Here is a 17,317-nt window from a genome sequence, read left to right as displayed (position 1 = left end):
TTCCTTTGCGGACCTCGCGTCCCGGTGAAGCATCTCCCCGTCCTCAGGCGGAAAGGAACCTCTCCACCTGTTGAAGGAAGGTCTCCGGATTGATCGGCTTCTCGATGTATCCGCTGCACCCCGCCTGCAGGAGCCTCTCCCTGTCCCCTACCATGGCGTAAGAGGTAACCGCCAGGACCGGTATTTCCCGCGTGAACGGAGAGGCTTTGAGGCGCCTCAAGACTTCCATGCCGTCCATCCCCGGAAGCTGAAAATCGAGGAGCACCATGTCCGGAGCCGCGGATTCCGCCAGGTCCAATCCCGCCCATCCGTCGCGGGCTTGGATGACCTGGTGCCCGGCTTTCTCCAAGATGAAGGTGACCAAATACAGGTTCTGTTCGTTGTCCTCGATGTACAGGATCCTCGCCATAGGTCAAGACCCCCTGCCCAAAGCCGGTATATAGAAGTAGAAACGGCTTCCCTTCCCGTACTCGCTCTCCACTCCTATCTCCCCTCCCATCATCTCCACGAGTCGGCGGCAGATGGAGAGCCCCAGTCCAGTCCCCTCCTTGACGCGTGCGGCGGACATGTCCAGCTGCTGGAACGGCTTGAAGAGCTTGCCCAGATCCTCTCTTTTTATCCCCGGACCCGTATCAAGGACCGAAAAGAGCCATTTTTCCCCTTCCCTCGCGCATTCCAGGGTTACGCTGCCCTCATCGGTGAACTTGACGGCGTTGCTGAGAAGGTTCAGGAGCACCTGCTTCAGGCGTTTGCGGTCCGCCTCCACGAACTCGGTCTCCTCAGGGCATACCATCGAGAAAAGCAATCCCTTAGCCTCAGCCATGGGGCGGATGGTGTTCTCCACCTCCGCCAGCAGCTCCCCCAGGTCCAGAAGTTCGGGGTGAATCTCCAGCTGGCCCGCCTCGATCTTGGAGAGGTCCAGGATGTCGTTGATGAGGTCCAGGAGATGAGAGGCGCTTTGCTTCACCATGCTCAGTTGCTTGGCCTGCTCATCGTTGAGGGGCCCGGCCAGTCCCTGCAGGAGTATGCCGGTGAACCCGATGATGGAGTTCAGGGGGGTGCGCAGCTCGTGGGACATGGTGGCCAGGAAGGCCGACTTGAGCCGGTCAGCGGACTCTGCCCTGTCTCTGGCCTCCTCCATCTCCCGGGCCGTTCTCCTGAGCTCCTCCTCCAAGAGCTCGTGCGAGGTCATGTCCCTCACCACGGCGCAAAAGCCTCCCCGTCCCCCCGAGGGTTCCATGAAGGACGAGATCGCCATCTCGCAGGGTATCCGTTTCCCACCACATCCCATCAGCCATACCTTAAGGGAACGCGATCCCTCTGCCCCACGGGATAAAAGCCCCCCTACCTCCTCCTTCAAGGAGAAGCCTCTCCCCTCTAGCAACCCGTAGACACCGATTTCCGCGATATCGGCATCCTCCAATCCGCTGAGTTCGTTGAGCCTCCTGTTCCACTTCAGCAGGCGGCCTCCCGGCTCGAATACCAGAAATACGTCGAGCAGGGCTTGAAGGGTGTTCTCCAGGAAATTCCTCTCCCTTCCCAGTAACCTGAGAAGCTCCTTTTCGGAATGGCGTTCCAGTAAGGCCTTCATCCGTCCCCGAGATTCCCCGTCCATCGACCCGGCAGCCGGAGGAAGCTCCTTGCACATTCTCAGCCTCCGCCTTCCCTCCGTCCCATCCGTTACCTCCACAAGGTCGAAGGACGGGCTCGCCAGGGAAACCACATCATCACTCTCGCCCTCGGGCAGTTCGACGCACATCACCAGGCACGGCGTCGGGTCGCCGAGCTCCATGCCCACCTCCAGCCGCCTCTCCCCTCCTCCGGCCAGGATGGAGCGGACGGCCTCGGCGGTCGCCGCCCCCAGGCAAGCGGAGACCGTCTTGCCCAGGCGCAGCTCCTCGGCCAGCATCCTGATCTTGTTTCCTATACGGAAGGGAGCGGTTTCGGGATCCAGCTCTATCACGCCGAGCTCCACGCTTCCCGCACCGCAAGAGACCTCGGAAACCTCACGTTCAGCGGACATATTTCCGCACCACTACAGTGGTGCCCACCCCCTTCTCGGAGAACAGGTAAAACTCGTCCACCAGCCTGCGCACCCCTGGAAGGCCCACTCCCAGACCTCCGGCGGTGCTGGCGCCCTCCGACAGCGCCGCATCTTGATCGGCTATGCCCGGGCCGGAGTCCGTTACGGTCACCTCCACACCCGTACCAGATTCATTCCTCACGACGCGCACGCGCAGGAAGCCGGACCCCGCGTGCACCAGCACGTTGTTGGCCAGCTCCACAGCCGCCGTGGCCAAGGACATGGCCTCCAACCTTCCCAACCCCGCCTCTTCAGCAGCCTCTCCAACAACTCCGGGGACCGCCCACGCGTCTTCCCATTCCCTCAGCGACAGCTCACGCATCGAGCATCTCTCCAAACCCTGAGTTTCCATCCTCGGGGTCACACATGCACCCTCTATTCCGCCACCTAAGACATTCCCGAGCCTTTATTCCGTCTCCGGCCTATGCCGGGCCTGCGCTTGCAGATCCTCCCCCCGATGCCCTTTTGCCCCTTCCTCCCCACACCCCCCGGAAGGGGGCACTCATCCTCCTCTCCAAACCCCTTCCCGCATCACCTCGAGAAGTTTCTCCGCCCTTTCCTTGTCCGCCGCCACAGGTAACCCGTCCAGGTCAAGCCCCAGGTTAGCGAGGGAAGCGGCGGTACCCGGCCCAATCCCGCAAACGACGGTGGGTGCCCCCATGAGTTCGACCGTGCGGGCCAGTTCACAGAGGGCACGGACGGTGGACCCGTCCAGAAAAGGAAGAGCCGCGAGGTCCACGATCATTCCGCGGACTCCCATACGGTAGACAACTTCCGGGATGGTCACTTGAAGGGAAGCGAGGTACTCGTCGTCCGGCTCTTCCCGCAGCAGGACGTAAATCCTGTCTCCTTCCAACAGGTAGCCGTCCATGTTTCCCGCTCCATGGTCAACCCTCGGACTTCCTCACCTCCAAGCCAAGCACGCGAAAGGCCATCTCCAATCCGTCGCGTATGGTGGCATGGGTACGAAGGTCGCCCAGATCCAGGCCCCGGCTCACGATGTTCCGTGCGATATCCGGGGAAACCCCGGTGAGGATGCACTCGCAACCCATCAGTTTCGCCGCACGGGTTATCTTGATGATGTGCTCCGCCACGGCTTCGTCCATCACCGCCACTCCCATGATGTCGATGATCAGGACCCGGGCGCGGGTTTCCTGGATCTTGGCCAGAGCGATCTCCATGATATTCTGGGTACGCATGGAATCCAACAAGCCGACGATGGGAAGCATGAGCACGTGATCCCACACCAGATTTACGGGTGTGCGCAATAGCTCCTCGTCGAGGATCTTTCTCTCCACCATCTCCCCCTCCTCTCGTCCATACCGGTGAATGGCGGTGTTCGCACAAAGATAATCTATGGTCAGAGCGGTAAAGTAGTGGCTGCGAAAGGTTCCTGATCGATGGTGCAATAACGGCCGCGTCACCCTTATTCCCCGTTTCAACGATTTTATTATAGGCCTGAAGTTAAAAATTCTCATCCTTCTCGGAGACCCGCATAACCACCGACCTTCCGCTTGAGCACAGCCGGATCCTCCCTGTTCGTCCCATATCCTCCTGTGTTGCGGCGGTGAAGGGCACGGACGTCTTCCGGTATAAGAAAGCCCGGCGAAAACGCCGCCGCCAACTGCGCCGCCGTATATTCCAGCGGAACAAGTAATCCCTTATACCTGATGAAGTTTTCCGTATTGTGAAGCCGCGTTCCTAAATCAAAGCCGTCGCATCAATACCGATGGCTCGACCCCCGCCTGCGAGTAGGCTCGGTAGTTCTTCATCTGTATTACATGGACGTGCTCAAGAGAGCCGTGTATATCGGTACGCGGTATTCGGTAAACTCGTTTCTCGCTCTCGCAAAGCGCAATGCATTACTTAAGGCATACGACCGAAAAGCGGACAACAGGCGTTAAAGTTCCCGAGCGCAGGAAATGGTGTTCAAACTGCGTGTCAAGACGGCTGAGGAGCATGCCGATATGATAAAATTGAGGAGCTTGGAAAACTATTTCCTTTTTCCGGAAAGGTGTGGGATGTGAAGGGGGTCCGGGAATGAAGAGGATGATATTCATAGTTCTGCTCTGTTCCCTCCTCCTGCTCATGCTCATGGGCTGGTCATGGGCGCAGGAGGAGAAGGCGGGAGGAGAAACCCAGGCCGGCACGGCGAAGGAGGAACAGGCGCCCCAGGAACCCACCAAGCCCCATGTGACCTGGGGGGATTACCGCTATATCTTCCGCAACGCCGTACCCTCCGAGGACGTGGACCCCCAGAGCGGCATCATCAACGTCCACTCTCCGGGAGCGCACAACGCCGCCTGGAGCGGCGCCAACTACGTGCACCTGTACATCACCGTGGAGTGGCTGACCAACGACCGCTCCCTGGACTACATGCCACTGCAGCTCATCCTGCACAGCGGGGGCCGTTCCTACATCCTATACGGCAAAGGTTCCAGCGCCAGTTCCTACCTCTGGAGGAGGGGGAACCACACCCACAACGACCTCGGAGCCCGCTATCCCGACCACCTGGGCGGCAGCGTGCGCCTCTTCTTCACCTTCGACACCAACGGCGCGGCCATAGACCCCAACACCGCCTACATCGAGGTCAACGGGCTGCTCGAGACCTGGGACTGGGGCCTGCCGAGCAAGCTGTACACCTACCATGTGAACCGTTACGGGTACGCGCAGGATCTGGGTTGGGCCCGGGACGGCAGCTCCTATTTCACCACCACCCACCTGGCGGACATACCCCTCTCCCAGATCCTGGAATATTGATCGCTGATATGCGTTCTCAGGGCGGGCGCAAGCCCGCCCTTTCGTCGTCTATGGGAGGAGTGAGAGGGACGGCGGGGAAGGGATAGAATGAGATTACGGGATCGCGGATGGCATCCCGGAGAGCGGAGCCCCGGACTCGAACGGAGGGGAGGGGCACCGATCCGTGCGAGCGCCGAGATGAAGGGATAGCCGGAGACCGAACGGGTGATCGGGACGAGCCATGGAGACGGACTTCCGCAGGAGACTCGCCGAGCAACTGACCCTGTTTGCGGTCGTGGGCATCACGGCCACGGCGTTCATCATACACCTTCCTCACGAACAGAAGATGGACCACTCCATGCTCTACGTGTTCCTCGCCGCCCTGGCGGTCTTGGTGCTCGCCCATCACCTCGTCCTCCTCTACCCGAGCAGGCAAGGCAAGATCTTGCCCCGTATACCGCCCTTCTTTCTGGGGCTGACCCTCTATTACGCCACGGCCTGCGCCGCCGTCTTCTTCAGTGACGGGCCTAAAAGCCCCCTCTATTACGCCCTCCTCCCGGGACCGGTCATCGCCGGTGCCTTCTTCGACGCGGGGCTCGCGGTGGCGAGCACTTCCGTCTTGGCCGCCATGTACCTCCTCGCCGCCCTCACCTCCCGGCCCTTCACGGCCCAGGGTTCACAAACCCTTTTCCTCAACATCCTCTACCTCTACCTGGCCTGCTTCCTCTCCACCCAGATCGCCATGGAACTGCGGCGCCTCGAAGAATCCCGCCGGGAGGTGTCCAGCCTCGGCGATTTCATACGCAGACTGGAGAAAGCCAAATCGGAGTACGTCTCCATGGTGGCCCACGAGATCCGCACCCCGCTCACCTCCATCCAGGGCTTCAGCGAGATGGCGTCCTCCGCTGACACCCCGCCCGAGAAACGGATGGAATACTACCGCATCATCCTCTCCGAATCGGAGCGCCTGTCCCGGCTGGTCACCAACCTGCTCAACCTCTCGAGGATTGAGGCCGGGCTGGAGTTGAACCGCGTGCCGGTGAACATCCCGGAGCTTATAAACGGTGAGCTGGATTTCTTCCGTTCCCAGACGGATATCCACAGCCTGGAATACTCGGGCTCCCGCGCCATCCCCACCGTCTATGCCGATCCGGAGCGCCTACGGCAGGTGATCCAGAACCTGCTGAGCAACGCCATCAAATACTCCCCCGCGGGGGGGAAGGTGGAGGTGACGACGGGACTGGAGGGAAAGTACGTGACCATATCCGTGCGCGACGAGGGGATAGGCATCCCTCCCGAGGACCTGCCCCGCATCTTCGAGAGGTTCAGCAGGCTCGAGAGGGAGGAGGTCACGGGCATCAGCGGTACCGGCTTGGGCCTGACCATCGTCAAGCACCTCGTGGACCTGCACGGCGGGAAGATAACCGCCAGGAGCGAGCCGGGAAAGGGAAGCACCTTCACCGTGTACCTGCCCATCAGGGGAGGGGAGAACCGATGAGGGAAGATGCCGTTCATCGGGAAATGCATCCCGCTTCGCCCCCACGGGAAGGGGACGAGGGGGTTCCGGACACGGTTCGCCGGCTCGCGGAAGACCGAGAATAGGGGAGTGACGGCGTAATGTTCAGAGGGAACATGGCCCGCACCTTCGGCAATTTCGTCTGGGTGTCCGTCCCTCTGGTCGCCGCGCTGCTCCTGCTCCCTCACGAGGTGGATATGAACCTCTTCGCGGTGCTTCTCCCCCTGCTGGGCGTGCTGGTGGTCAACACCGTGACCCTCGTACTTCCCTACCGGGAGAGCGCCCTCAGACGTTCCCTGGCCCCTCTGGTCTTCCTCCTTCTGCTGGCGGACCTCTCCCTGTTGGCGGCCTCCATTTCCCTGAGCGGTGGGGCCCGAAGTCCACTCTTCCCCCTGTTGCTCCTCGTGACCGCCTTCGGGTGCGGCCTGCTCTCCTCACCGGGCTTGTCCGCCGTCCTTGTGACCCTGTCCCTGGCCGCACACCTTTCGGCCTCCACGCTCTTCCACCGCGCGTCGGCCGGAGAGACCCAGCTCATATGTTCGCAGGCCTTCTTCCTGATATTCGTCTCCCTCCTCTTCGAACGCCTGAGCGCGGAGGCACGACGTCAGCATCGGGAGAGGTCGCGCTCCATGGAGGAACTGCGCAAGCTCGCCGATATGAACCGCGCCGCATCGGGATTCGTATCGGCGGTTAGTTTCGAGATGCGCACTCCCTTGACCTCCCTCCAGGGTTTCAGCGAGATGCTGGTCTCCAAGCCTCTGGATCACAAGACGGAGATGGAATATCTTTCCATCATTCGCCGTGAGGCGGAGAACCTCGGCAGGCTGGTGGAGGACCTGCTGGACGTATCGCGGCTGGAATCGGGCAAGGTTCCCCTGCAGCGCGAGGCCTACCCGCTGGAGGAGCTGGTACGGGCCGCGTTGCCGGCCCTGGAGCACGCATGCGACCAACGGGAGGTGGTTTGCGCCTTTCCGCCCGGCCTCCCTCGGGTGACGGTGGACGTGAAGAGGATGAGCCGGGCTATCAACGGCATGTTCGACTTCATCTCCCGCCGCTTCGGCAGCGGGTCGGAAGTGCGCGTCTCCATGAAGGCGGAGGGAGAGGAGCTGGTGTACACGGTAAACGTGAGGAACCGGCAGGCGACCTTTCTGGGAGAGAACCCCAAGCTCCATCCCATGGCCCACTGGGACGCCAGCGAGGGCGACCTGGACCTGGCCATCGCCCGCCGCATCATCGCCGCGCACGGTGGCCTCTTCAGCGTCATCAGGGCTTCGGGCGGCTGGCTGACCATGGTCACACGCCTCCCACTGGCCCCCGGCTCGGAAGGGCAGGAAGCCCGATCCGCCACCCCACCCACAGCCGGCGAAGGGGGCTGACCGACGCGGCGGCATGCAGCCAGAACCTCCCGGTCATGCCGCGGGCCACCTTCCACTTTGGGTCCCTGCCGGGCCGGAACAGGGGGCGCGATGTCACTTCGGCCCTCAAACCGGGCTGAGGCCCTCCCCCTCCCACCAGGGGTCCGCCGCGGCACCGCCGCCGCCCATCGAGTCCTCGCTCGTCACCCGATGCGAAAGGTGTGGCCCAATGTCTCGCGCCGTGCGGCCCGCATCATCTCCCGAAACTACCGCCACGGTTCAAAATAACCATTCGCTTTTGTTAAATTGTTCCCATGGAAGAGGCGAAAGGTCTTCCCGTACCGGAGGTGGACGGTCGCTGCCGCATATGCGGGGCGCGGACTCGAGTGCTGCGCCTGACGGAGTTCAACCTCAAGTTGTGCTCGCCCTGCTACCTGCGCTTTTTCGAGAGGCGCATCAGGCGGGCCCTGGAAAAGCACGACATGATACGGGAAGGCGAGAGGGTGGTGCTGGCCCTTTCGGGCGGCAAGGACTCGGTCGCCCTCCTCTACGCCTTGAAGCGCCTGGGAGTGGTCATGGGTTTCGACCTCACGGCCCTCCATTTCCACCTCGCCATGGGGGACTTCTCCGACCGCAACCTGCGCCTGGTCGAGGAACAGTGCGCGCTGGCACAGGTCGAACTTCGGGTGCTCCGTATCGGCGACATGGGCCTGCGGGTGCAGCGCATCAAGGGATGGCACCCCTGTGCCGTTTGCGGAGCCATCAAACGGGCCCTCTTCAACCGCGAGGCGGCCAGGCTGGGAGCGAACGCGGTGGCCACCGCGCACACCCTGGAGGACATCCTCCTCTTCGCCTTCAAGAACCTGCTCTCCCGGAAGTACCAGCTCCCGCCCCCCGTGCTCCCCCCGGAGAATGGTCTGGTGCGTAAGATAAAGCCACTCTATTACATGCCGGAGAGGCTTAACCTGCTCTACTGCCGCCTGCGCGGACTTCCCGTCTTCGAGGAAAAGTGTCCCACCTGGAGTCCGCGCGGTCATGCCCTCAAGGACGTCTTCGAGCAAATGGAGAAGGTGATCCCTTCCAGCAAGCTGCAGCTCGCCCTCTCCCTGCGAGAGATACTGCCGTCCCGGGAACCGGATTCCCTCAACCCCATCGAGCCCTGCTCCCGATGCGGTGAGCTCGCCGCCCAAGACCCGTGCACCATATGCCGCCTGGCAGACTGGTTCGCCGGCCGGACCTCAAACGCCGAGATCACCATACCGGCGCCGGAGGATTGAGCGCTCCCCCAGCCCACGGCCCGGGCGGGACCTCCACGGAGGAAAACCACCTCGAGAGGCGGCGAGGGCGTGAGTCCCTACCCAATGCATGGATGTGAGATGGTCAAAGGAAGAACCGGCCTTAGGATCCTTAAAAGCCGTCCCTCGCTCGCGCCTCACAGGAGGATATCCGAGAGGGACTTGCGGCTCCGTGGCTCGGGATCCTCCCGCGGGTAACCCAAGGGGAGGAGGATGAGGGGCGGGCATTCGGGAGGAAGTTCGAGTATCTCCGCCACCCTCTGAGGGTCGAAGGCCCGCACCCAGCAGGTGCCCAGGCCGAGGGAGGTCGCCGCAAGCACCATGTTCTGGACGGCGATGCTCACGTTGATGCAGGCGCTGATCAGGTTCCTCTCCTCCTGTTCCGCGCCCTTCTCCCCCCGTAAATAGCGCAGGAGCATCTCCAGGCTCGGCCTGATGGCTCCCGAGCGCAGAAGCTCCAACGTCCTCCTGGAGCGCTCCCCGAAAGCGGTGAAATCGATACAGGCCACGATGACCACGGGGGCCCGCTCCACGAACTTCTGGTCGAACGCCGCCTCGCGCAATGATTTACGGATCTCGGGATCGGTCACCACCTTGAATTTCCAGGTCTGAAGGTTGCTGGCCGAAGGGGCCAGCCTTGCGGCCTCCAGGATCTCTCGGATGCATTCCTCGGGAACCGGCCGGTCCTCAAACCTGCGTATGCTCCTCCTCCTCTTTATGGCCTCCAGTACCTCCATCTTCACCGCCCTCTTCGACGGCCTCAGGACAGGATGGACATGACCTTCTCCACCAGCGCATCCACGCCCTCGCTCTTGGACACGAAATCGCTGGCCCCCATCCTCACCAGCTGATCCACGCTCTTTCCGCGGGTGAGGACGGAGAAGACCACTATGGGCGTGTTCTGAGTCGCGTCTTCCTGCCGTAGGCGCTTCAAGACACTGAAGCCGCTTCGGCGCGGCATGTGGATGTCAAGGATTACCAGGTCGGGACGCACGCGGCTGAAGATCTCCAGCGCACTCGAGGCGTCGAGACAGATATGGGTGTGAAACCCTTTGCCGCTGAGCACTATCTCGATAAGCCTGGCGATGGAGTGATCGTCCTCGATCACCAGAACCGTCTTGCTCCCCATGCCTATGAGTATAGATGTCGGTGAAAGAACGGTCAAAAAGACAAGCTCCCCGCTTCTTTTCCCGGTCCCCTCCGTGGACCTCGGGCAAAGGATTGGCCGGGGAGCTGCCCGGTGATAAGAATGTGGCTACTTCTTCGCCGCGGTCTTCTTGGCGGCCGGCTTCTTGGCTGCGGTCTTCTTGGCCGCCGTCTTCTTGGCCGCGGTCTTCTTGGCGGCCGGCTTCTTGGCTGCGGTCTTCTTGGCGGCCGGCTTCTTGGCTGCGGTCTTCTTGGCGGCCGGCTTCTTGGCTGCGGTCTTCTTGGCCGCCGTCTTCTTCGCCGCGGTCTTCTTCGCTGGTTTGGTAGCCATCTCCTCACTCCTTTCCACGAATTGATCTCTACCCAATTTTCTTCTCCGGGATAAATTTTCCTTCTCCTCGGTTAACCTATTTTTCGGCAGCCGAAAGCATTTCCCTGAACTTTCCTGGACGTCGCAATTCGAGAATCCATAAGCCAAAAAACTGGGCTTTACATCAAGCTTTACGGTATCTTTTCAACCTCACGAGATGAAAAACACCACAACGGATGGCAAGGACCTTGATGCATAGCGGATAGATGAAAAGCCGGTTTTCAGGATGAGGGAATTCCGCCGCATCGGCCCTATAGGCAAAGAAAAGACCTCCGCCACAAACGGGTCTTCTTATGGGCGTTCGGACATTCCCGAGATCGTGAAGGAAGAATCGCTTTCCTGAAGGATCGTATGCCTCTCAAGAGTCGACGGAGGATTTTTCGTCGCCGGCTTTCCGCGGACGGATTGGAAGGGGATGGAAAAGACGATGATGCCTTCTCCAGATGCGGTTTCGTCCGGTACCCGGATGCCCTGGCGGGATTAGAGCGGGAGGGGAAGGACTGCGGTGTCCTCTCCCGACCTTTCCGGAAAGAGGCGTAAGAGTCAAGGGGGAATCTCAGGACCAGTCCCTCTCCGGCGCATGGTAATCGCTCTTTTCGTCGAGTTTCCGGCGCCTGTACTCCTCAAGGGCGTCTTCCAGTTCCTTCCATCCGAAATCCGGCCACAGCACTGGGGTGACCAGTATCTCGGCCTTTGCCAGGTGCCAGAGCATGAAGTTGCTTATGCGCATCTCTCCCGCCGTCCGAATGAGGAGGTCAATATCTGGGAGGTCTGGCGCGTAGAAAAACTCTCTCAAACTGTTCTCGTCTATTCCGTCGGGAGACAGCTCTCCCCTCCTGACCGCTTCGGCGACACGCAGGGAGGCATCGAGTATCTCCCGCCTCCCCCCGTAATTGAAATTGATGTTCAGGTTCAAACCCCGGTTCCCGGCGGTCGCCGCAGCCGCCAGGTCGAACCATGCCAGTATCTTCTCCGGTATGCGGTCCCTCCTTCCCAAGTGCCTCAGGCGCACTCCCAGTTCCATGAACTCCTCCAGCCTCTTGCGGAGGACGTCCCGGCTCATGTTGACCAGAAAACGTACTTCCTCCGGGGGGCGTTCCCAGTTCTCTGTGGAGAAGGCGAAGAGGGAGAGGGCTCTTATGCCTTTGGCGGCACAGAACCTCACCGCCTCCATGATGGATTCCTCGCCCTGTCTGTGCCCCTCGATGCGCGGAAGGCCCCGCATCTTGGCCCAGCGGCCGTTGCCGTCCATGATGATGCCGATGTGAGCCGGCAGGATGTCCTTCAAATCGCCCCTCCCCGATCAGGTCCGGCGCAAAGGTATTATAAATCAGTTCAAGGTAAGGCGCATCCTTCCGATATAATGAAAGTGAACTGCACGGGAGGAAAAGTTAAGGTCGAGGTGAGAGTAGTGGAAGGGATCTCGGAACAGTCCCCCAAGACGTCAAGCCCGCGGAAGGTGAACCGAAGCTTCTTCACCCGGAAGCTGGAGCGTAAGTTCGAAGAGAAGGGCCTGCAGGCGCCTCAACACCTCTTGAACCTCATGGACGTGCCCTCCGAGGAGTTCACCCCCGAGGACCGGGAACTCTACGAGGCGGAACTGAAGCCCCTGGCCTTCGTCTTCGCCGACTATCTCTTGGAGGTGTATCAGGCCATGGGCAACCCCCGGCAGGGATGGGAAGAGATGCTGGGACGATTGAAGGATTCTCCCATCAAGGTGGTGGGTGCCCTCGTGCTGCACCACGAGGAGAAAGTGATGGAGATGGAAGACCCTCTGGAGGTGGAACAACCGCTTGAGACTCCCGCGGCCAAGCAGAAGATAAACGTGCGCACCTACCGCAAAGGGGAGGGTGGCAAGGAGCGCTGGTGGGAGAAGAGGATCTTTTGACGGCGAAAAGGCATCCGTTGCCGCCGGCAGACACGCATGGGGGCTAAGGGCGTTGGGCGCCAACCGCAGGCGACGTGCGTGAAGGCGGCGAAGAGCCGCAGGGCCAGCCTGATAGCCAGGACCCGTGAAGGCTGGGCGCCGGCGGGAACGGATGAGGGATCCGGAGGGGACGCCGTGATGCGCCCCCATGAGGGTCGGCAAAGCCGAACCGCCTTTAAAGGCATCGGGCGGGAAGGGGAGGGGAATTGAGCGACGAGACGCATCTCCGGGAACTGATATGCGAGATAGGGCGCCGCGTCTGGCAGAGGGGCATGGCCTCGGCCAACTCCGGCAACATCTCCGCCCGCCTGGACGAGGAAACAATCCTAATCACTCCTACCCTGGTGAGCAAGGGCTTCATGCGCCCTGAGCAGGTACTCGCGGTGGACCTGGACGGAAAGGTCCTGCGCGGCGAGGGCCACCCCACCACGGAGACCCCCATGCACCTGCGGGTATACCGGGAAAGGGCGGATATAGGAGGGGTGGTGCACGCCCATCCTCCAATGGCCACGGCCTTCGCCGTTGCCGGGAAGCCTCTGGACCTGCACCTCATACCGGAAGCTGTGATCTTTCTGGGCGAGGTGCCCCTGGTGCCCTTCCGCCCGCCGGGTAGCCCGGAGCTGGCCGAAGCGGTCGTTCCCTACCTGGAGGACTACGACGCGGTGCTCCTCGAGAACCACGGAGCGCTCTGCTGGGGAAGCGACGTGGAACAGGCCTACCACCGCCTGGAGACCCTCGAGTTCTGCGCCGCCGTCACCCTTTACTCTCAGATACTGGGCGGGGCCAGGGAACTCCCGCCCGAACCCAAGGCCAACCTTCTTGCCCTGCGGAGGATGATGAAGGGAAAGGGAGGATGAAGGCTGCGGGTCTAAGACGGAGAAAAGACAGCTCTCACCGTGTAGAACGGCGGGTAACGAACGCATAAAAGGTATAACCGATGTGAAAGTGGAAAAAATTTACGTGAAGGACCCGAAGAGGGCCTGAAAGGATACATTTTGGGATGTTTTGTGTTGCTTGACCAGCCAGGTCTGGCCGATAATCGATTTAAGCGGGGAGCGGCTCGGATGGAGGAGGTGATGCCCCATTGCCGTCAGCGGATCTTCCTCTCCATCGCAGATGGTGAGCACACCTCCGTTTAGAACAGTCGGCGGTCTTTCGCGTATAAGAGGGGGGATAGGTATGGAAAACCTCAAACGCAACGCCATCCTGGCTCTGGTGCTGGCCGTGGCGGCTTTCTTCTGGATCTGGCTCTTCGACTGGCTGGGAGCCAAGGCTTACTGGGCGGCGCTGGTGGCCTTCGGGGTGTGCATGGCATACGGACCTACCCTCATGCGCTCCCTTCCCTGGATGACCCTGGGTTCGGTACTTGGGGTGCTGGCGGGACTGCTCAGCTTCGTCCTCTACATGCTGGTCTTCCCGCTCTACTACGGGCTCTCGGTGGCCATCGCCGGTGCCATCTTCGTCCTCATAGCCGGACTGGTCTCCATCCCCAAGATGCGGGAGATGCTCCCCATGTACCTGGTGGGCTGGGGGGTCTTTCTGGGAGCCGTCTCTAGGTTCGATTACCTTCTCATGGAAAAACCCGTGGAGGCCCTCCCCAGGGCCTTGACCACCCTCTTCGGCACCGTACTCTCCCTCCTCTTCGGGATGCTCCTGGCCGCGGTTCTGGACGCCCTGATCATCTCCCCGCGCCGCAAGGAGGCGGTGGAGACGTCGGGATCCGGTGGCGAGTAGGAGGTGGCGGCGATGAGACGCATAAAGAAGATCCTGGTGCCGCTCCTCGCCCTTGGCATGGTGATCACCCTGACAACGGCGATACCTGCGGGGGCGACCACGGAGAAAACGGATAAAAAGGACGTGGTGGACTCGGAGTTCGTCTTCTGCACCATGGACTGGTCCGGGGAGATCGAGGAGGTGCAGGTCTTCGAGATCCTCTCCCTCAAAGGCGACGGGACCTTCGACGTCCGGGAGAAGAAAGCCTTCGGTGAGAATACCGGGTGGCAGGGGGTGAAGGGCTTCAAGAAGCCCAAGGTGGAGGGCGATTACCTTGTCTGGGAGGGGCTGAAGTCCAAGGACAACGCCAGCTACATCGCCGCCACCAAGCTCTCCGAGGCCATGGTGGAGGAAGCCAGGACCCGCATCCCCCTCGACGTGCGCTTCAAGTACAAGTTCGACGGGGTGCCGGTCACCGACCTTGACGAGATCACCGGAAAGAGCGGGCGCTTCGAGATGGAGGTGACCTTCAAGAACACCAGCAAGGAGAAGACCCGCGTGGAGTACAAGGACCCGGACACAGGAGAATTGAAGGAGACCGAGGTGGAGACCTACCTCCCCCTGGTCATCCAGCCCTACGACTGGTACTTCGACAACCGCATATTCTACAACCTGGAGGCCGACCCCACGGGGCTCGTTGTGCCCATGCCCGATTTCTACAACGTGGGGTGGAGCATCCCCCTCTTCCCGCCGGCCACTGAGGAAAGCCATACCATCTGGATCAAGGCCGACGTGAAAGACTTCCAGCTCCCGCCCCTGACCCTGGCCGTGGCCTTCGTCTTCCCGGAGACCAACCAGGTGGATCCCACGGCCCTCTTCAAGGCCGGACTGGAACAGCTCTACGGGGGCGTCAAGCAGATCAACGAGGGTGTAGGGGACCCCTCCAAGGAGGATACCCTTCTCTACGGTATCACCGCCGTAGATAACGGCCTGAAGCAGATGGCCGACGCCCAGGAGGGCCTGCCGTACGCCAAGTCCAACATAGACTCCGCGATGATCCCGGGTGTGGAAGAGGCGGCGGCGGGCATCGGCTCGGAGAGAACCCCCCAAACCCTCCTCTATGCCGCGAACGCGGTGATCGGCGGGCTGTACGGAATGCTGGCGGGGATAGGTTCGGAGACCGAAGACGAGACCCTGCTCTACGCCATGAACGCCATGAAGGAAGGTCTTGAGGGGATATACGAAGGGATAGGCGACACGGCTACCGACGAGACGCTCCTTTTCGGCATGCGCTCACTGGAGCTCGGGTTGGACAACCCCTCCGGCGTGCCCAAACCGGGTATCAAACAGGTAGCGCAGCTCATATTCGCCGCGGCGGAGGGGATAACCGACCCCGTCCTAAAGGCCACCATCCAGGGCTACGCACAGGGGATCATAAACGGGGTGGGCAACCAATACACCGAGAAGACCCTGATCTATGGGGTGCACCTTGTAATGGCCGGGCTCATGGCCATCCAGAACGGGATCAAGAGCAGCGACCCGCAGGCGAAGACCTTAATGTACGCGGTGGACAAAGTGATCGGCGGATTGAACGCCATGAAAGCGGGAATCGGCACGGAGACCACGGATAAAACCTTGCTCTACGCCATGGCCGCCATCCAAGGGGGCCTGCATCAGCTCAAGGCGGGGATGTCCACGGGCGACCCGAACAACCCCGGCCTCCTGGAGGGCCTGGAGTTGCTTTCCGCGGGGCTTGCCGACGCCATAGCCGGACTGGGCAGCGCCGGGACGCCGGACACCCTGCTCTACGGCACCAACGCCATCAAGGAGGGCCTCACCCAGGTGGGGGGCGGCACGCAGCAGATGGTGGACGGGCTGTACAAGAACCTGGTGATGCTCAACACCACGGAGGCGGAGCTGAAGGCCATCGCCAAACGCGCCGAGGAGTTCGACCACCTGCTGGGCCGCGCCGAGGACGCCACCAACCAGGTGCGCTTCGTCTATCAGGCCAAGCCCACATACAACTACAAGGCCGGTTCCAAGGCCAGCTGGGTCGTGGCCATCGTGCTCTCCATCGTCTTCGCCCTCATCCTGGTGGCCGGAGGTATAATGCTCTCCCGCCGCGCCGCCGCATGACGGGCTGCAATCGTAAAGAAGGGCGCCCCTCGCGGGCGCCCTTTCCCTGACCTCGTTGCACTCTTCCCCCTGTTTTGCCCCGGAACCCTTGCACAATCTTTAGAAGAGATCAGACCTCACCAGCGGATACTTTGACCAGGAACACGTCCTCCCCCCTGTCGGGTGTCAAGGCACATCCCCCGACGAGGACCAGGCCTCCATCAGGCACGGGGATGACGGAATAAGCCCAGTCTCCGCCCCCGCCTCCGTACGTCCTCTCCAGCAGAGCATTCCCTTCTTCGTCGGTTATCGCCAGGTACGCATCATCGCCGGAGGCCGCCGACCAGACGCTCCCGGCGAGCGCGAAACCTCCGCCCTCCAACACGCAGACTCCATGGGCGTAGTCGTCCCCCTCACCGCCAAAAGTCCTTTCCCACAAGAGCTCCCCCTGCTCATCCGTCATGACCAGATAGGCATCGTACTTTCCCGACCCCCTGGAGGTGGTTCCTCCCGCGAGCACATATCCCGCTCCGGGGACCGCCTTGACGGAGGACCACCAGTCGTCCCCGCCTCCCCCGAAAAACCTCTGCCAGAGGACATTCCCGTCTCTGTCAACTTTTACCAGGCAGGCGTCCATATCCTTCTTTCCTTGCCTCACGACCCAGCCGCAAAGGACATAGCCCCCATCCGGAGCTGCTTCCACGCCGTTGGCCAGTGAGGTCCCCCCAAGGTCTACCTTCTTCTGCCAGAGCAATGTCCCCTGGGCATCGGTTTTCAGCAGATAGATTCCGGAGGGCGACCCGAGGGATTCCGTCTGGCCCGCCAGGAGAAAGCTGCCGTCCGTGGTCTCCTGCACGGAATAGGCCCAGTCGTACCCGCTCCCCCCGTAAGTCTCCGACCACAACCGGTTTCCGTCCGCATCCACCTTCACCAGATAAACATCGCACAGGCCGGCCCCGGAGGAGTCGGTGTCTCCGGCAAGGAGATACCCGCCGTCGGCGGTGATCGCCAACGAATACCCCCTATCCCATCCCTCACCGCCGAAGGTCCTCTCCCAG

Annotated in this window: 18 protein-coding genes; 8 read left to right on the top strand and 10 right to left on the bottom strand. The window is 61.5% G+C overall.

Annotation, left to right across the window (positions count from 1 at the left end; genetic code table 11):
- Positions 1-43 precede the first annotated feature (43 nt).
- From H7007_RS12725 to H7007_RS12705, 5 genes are all read right to left on the bottom strand, one after another.
- Positions 44-409: a response regulator gene (locus tag H7007_RS12725; RefSeq protein ID WP_287155696.1), complete on the bottom strand. Its 366-nt coding sequence runs from the start codon at positions 407-409 to the stop codon at positions 44-46.
- Between the two features lie 3 nt (positions 410-412).
- Complete coding sequence (locus H7007_RS12720; RefSeq protein ID WP_287155695.1) at positions 413-2,023, bottom strand: sensor histidine kinase; 1,611 nt, start codon at positions 2,021-2,023, stop codon at positions 413-415.
- The gene (locus H7007_RS12715; protein WP_287155694.1) at positions 2,013-2,405 is read right to left on the bottom strand and encodes an ATP-binding protein; all 393 of its coding nucleotides are present in this window, start codon (positions 2,403-2,405) and stop codon (positions 2,013-2,015) included. The genes H7007_RS12720 and H7007_RS12715 overlap by 11 nt, the downstream gene beginning before the upstream one ends.
- A gap of 180 nt (positions 2,406-2,585) precedes the next feature.
- Positions 2,586-2,954 carry an STAS domain-containing protein gene (locus tag H7007_RS12710; protein ID WP_287155693.1) on the bottom strand — a complete coding sequence of 123 codons (369 nt, stop codon included), beginning with the start codon at positions 2,952-2,954 and terminating at the stop codon, positions 2,586-2,588.
- Between the two features lie 16 nt (positions 2,955-2,970).
- Positions 2,971-3,384, bottom strand: a complete 414-nt coding sequence (locus tag H7007_RS12705) for an STAS domain-containing protein (RefSeq protein WP_350340659.1) — start codon at positions 3,382-3,384, stop codon at positions 2,971-2,973.
- A 739-nt stretch (positions 3,385-4,123) separates the two neighbouring features.
- Here H7007_RS12705 and H7007_RS12700 point away from each other — a divergent pair.
- The 4 genes from H7007_RS12700 (at position 4,124) to H7007_RS12685 (ending at position 8,970) form a co-directional block, all read left to right on the top strand.
- Entirely contained in the window at positions 4,124-4,843 is a 720-nt protein-coding gene (locus tag H7007_RS12700; protein ID WP_287155691.1) for a hypothetical protein, read from the top strand.
- 220 nt (positions 4,844-5,063) lie between these two features.
- Complete coding sequence (locus H7007_RS12695) at positions 5,064-6,320, top strand: sensor histidine kinase (RefSeq protein ID WP_287155690.1); 1,257 nt, start codon at positions 5,064-5,066, stop codon at positions 6,318-6,320.
- A 119-nt stretch (positions 6,321-6,439) separates the two neighbouring features.
- Positions 6,440-7,714: a sensor histidine kinase gene (locus H7007_RS12690; protein WP_287155688.1), complete on the top strand. Its 1,275-nt coding sequence runs from the start codon at positions 6,440-6,442 to the stop codon at positions 7,712-7,714.
- Positions 7,715-8,007: 293 nt separating this feature from the next.
- Entirely contained in the window at positions 8,008-8,970 is a 963-nt protein-coding gene (locus H7007_RS12685; RefSeq protein ID WP_287155687.1) for a PP-loop family protein, read from the top strand.
- A 155-nt stretch (positions 8,971-9,125) separates the two neighbouring features.
- Here the strand turns inward: H7007_RS12685 and H7007_RS12680 are convergent, their stop codons facing one another.
- From H7007_RS12680 to uppS, 4 genes are all read right to left on the bottom strand, one after another.
- Positions 9,126-9,725 (bottom strand): nitroreductase family protein, encoded by a 600-nt coding sequence (locus H7007_RS12680; RefSeq protein WP_287155686.1) that lies wholly within the window; start codon positions 9,723-9,725, stop codon positions 9,126-9,128.
- A 23-nt stretch (positions 9,726-9,748) separates the two neighbouring features.
- Positions 9,749-10,153 carry a response regulator gene (locus H7007_RS12675; protein WP_287155685.1) on the bottom strand — a complete coding sequence of 135 codons (405 nt, stop codon included), beginning with the start codon at positions 10,151-10,153 and terminating at the stop codon, positions 9,749-9,751.
- A gap of 90 nt (positions 10,154-10,243) precedes the next feature.
- Entirely contained in the window at positions 10,244-10,465 is a 222-nt protein-coding gene (locus H7007_RS12670; RefSeq protein ID WP_287155684.1) for a hypothetical protein, read from the bottom strand.
- A gap of 595 nt (positions 10,466-11,060) precedes the next feature.
- Complete coding sequence (gene uppS, locus H7007_RS12665; RefSeq protein WP_287155683.1) at positions 11,061-11,792, bottom strand: polyprenyl diphosphate synthase; 732 nt, start codon at positions 11,790-11,792, stop codon at positions 11,061-11,063.
- Between the two features lie 123 nt (positions 11,793-11,915).
- Between uppS and H7007_RS12660 the strand changes: the two genes are divergently transcribed.
- From H7007_RS12660 to H7007_RS12645, 4 genes are all read left to right on the top strand, one after another.
- The gene (locus tag H7007_RS12660) at positions 11,916-12,392 is read left to right on the top strand and encodes a hypothetical protein (protein ID WP_287155682.1); all 477 of its coding nucleotides are present in this window, start codon (positions 11,916-11,918) and stop codon (positions 12,390-12,392) included.
- 245 nt (positions 12,393-12,637) lie between these two features.
- Positions 12,638-13,288, top strand: a complete 651-nt coding sequence (locus H7007_RS12655; protein ID WP_287155681.1) for a class II aldolase/adducin family protein — start codon at positions 12,638-12,640, stop codon at positions 13,286-13,288.
- A gap of 322 nt (positions 13,289-13,610) precedes the next feature.
- Positions 13,611-14,165: a DUF1097 family protein gene (locus H7007_RS12650; RefSeq protein WP_287155679.1), complete on the top strand. Its 555-nt coding sequence runs from the start codon at positions 13,611-13,613 to the stop codon at positions 14,163-14,165.
- 12 nt (positions 14,166-14,177) lie between these two features.
- Complete coding sequence (locus H7007_RS12645) at positions 14,178-16,280, top strand: hypothetical protein (RefSeq protein WP_287155678.1); 2,103 nt, start codon at positions 14,178-14,180, stop codon at positions 16,278-16,280.
- Between the two features lie 109 nt (positions 16,281-16,389).
- On the opposite strand, the gene H7007_RS12640 is transcribed toward H7007_RS12645, so the two are convergent.
- The coding region (locus H7007_RS12640; protein ID WP_287155677.1) for a hypothetical protein at positions 16,390-17,317 on the bottom strand (928 nt) is incomplete at its 5' end.

The sequence above is a fragment of the Candidatus Solincola tengchongensis genome, from assembly GCF_015711935.1.
In the GTDB taxonomy this organism is placed as follows: domain Bacteria; phylum Actinomycetota; class Geothermincolia; order Geothermincolales; family RBG-13-55-18; genus Solincola_A; species Solincola_A tengchongensis.
Note: the sequence above shows the minus strand (reverse complement) of the source record. Positions and strands in the feature narration are given on the sequence as shown.

Bases quoted from the DNA above. Each gene is read 5' to 3' on its own strand.
- H7007_RS12725 (WP_287155696.1), bottom strand. From the start codon at position 409: ATGGCGAGGATCCTGTACATCGAGGACAACGAACAGAACCTGTATTTG.
- H7007_RS12720 (WP_287155695.1), bottom strand. From the start codon at position 2,023: ATGTCCGCTGAACGTGAGGTTTCCGAGGTCTCTTGCGGTGCGGGAAGC.
- H7007_RS12715 (WP_287155694.1), bottom strand. From the start codon at position 2,405: ATGCGTGAGCTGTCGCTGAGGGAATGGGAAGACGCGTGGGCGGTCCCC.
- H7007_RS12710 (WP_287155693.1), bottom strand. From the start codon at position 2,954: ATGGACGGCTACCTGTTGGAAGGAGACAGGATTTACGTCCTGCTGCGG.
- H7007_RS12705 (WP_350340659.1), bottom strand. From the start codon at position 3,384: ATGGTGGAGAGAAAGATCCTCGACGAGGAGCTATTGCGCACACCCGTA.
- H7007_RS12700 (WP_287155691.1), top strand. From the start codon at position 4,124: ATGAAGAGGATGATATTCATAGTTCTGCTCTGTTCCCTCCTCCTGCTC.
- H7007_RS12695 (WP_287155690.1), top strand. From the start codon at position 5,064: ATGGAGACGGACTTCCGCAGGAGACTCGCCGAGCAACTGACCCTGTTT.
- H7007_RS12690 (WP_287155688.1), top strand. From the start codon at position 6,440: ATGTTCAGAGGGAACATGGCCCGCACCTTCGGCAATTTCGTCTGGGTG.
- H7007_RS12685 (WP_287155687.1), top strand. From the start codon at position 8,008: ATGGAAGAGGCGAAAGGTCTTCCCGTACCGGAGGTGGACGGTCGCTGC.
- H7007_RS12680 (WP_287155686.1), bottom strand. From the start codon at position 9,725: ATGGAGGTACTGGAGGCCATAAAGAGGAGGAGGAGCATACGCAGGTTT.
- H7007_RS12670 (WP_287155684.1), bottom strand. From the start codon at position 10,465: ATGGCTACCAAACCAGCGAAGAAGACCGCGGCGAAGAAGACGGCGGCC.
- H7007_RS12650 (WP_287155679.1), top strand. From the start codon at position 13,611: ATGGAAAACCTCAAACGCAACGCCATCCTGGCTCTGGTGCTGGCCGTG.
- H7007_RS12645 (WP_287155678.1), top strand. From the start codon at position 14,178: ATGAGACGCATAAAGAAGATCCTGGTGCCGCTCCTCGCCCTTGGCATG.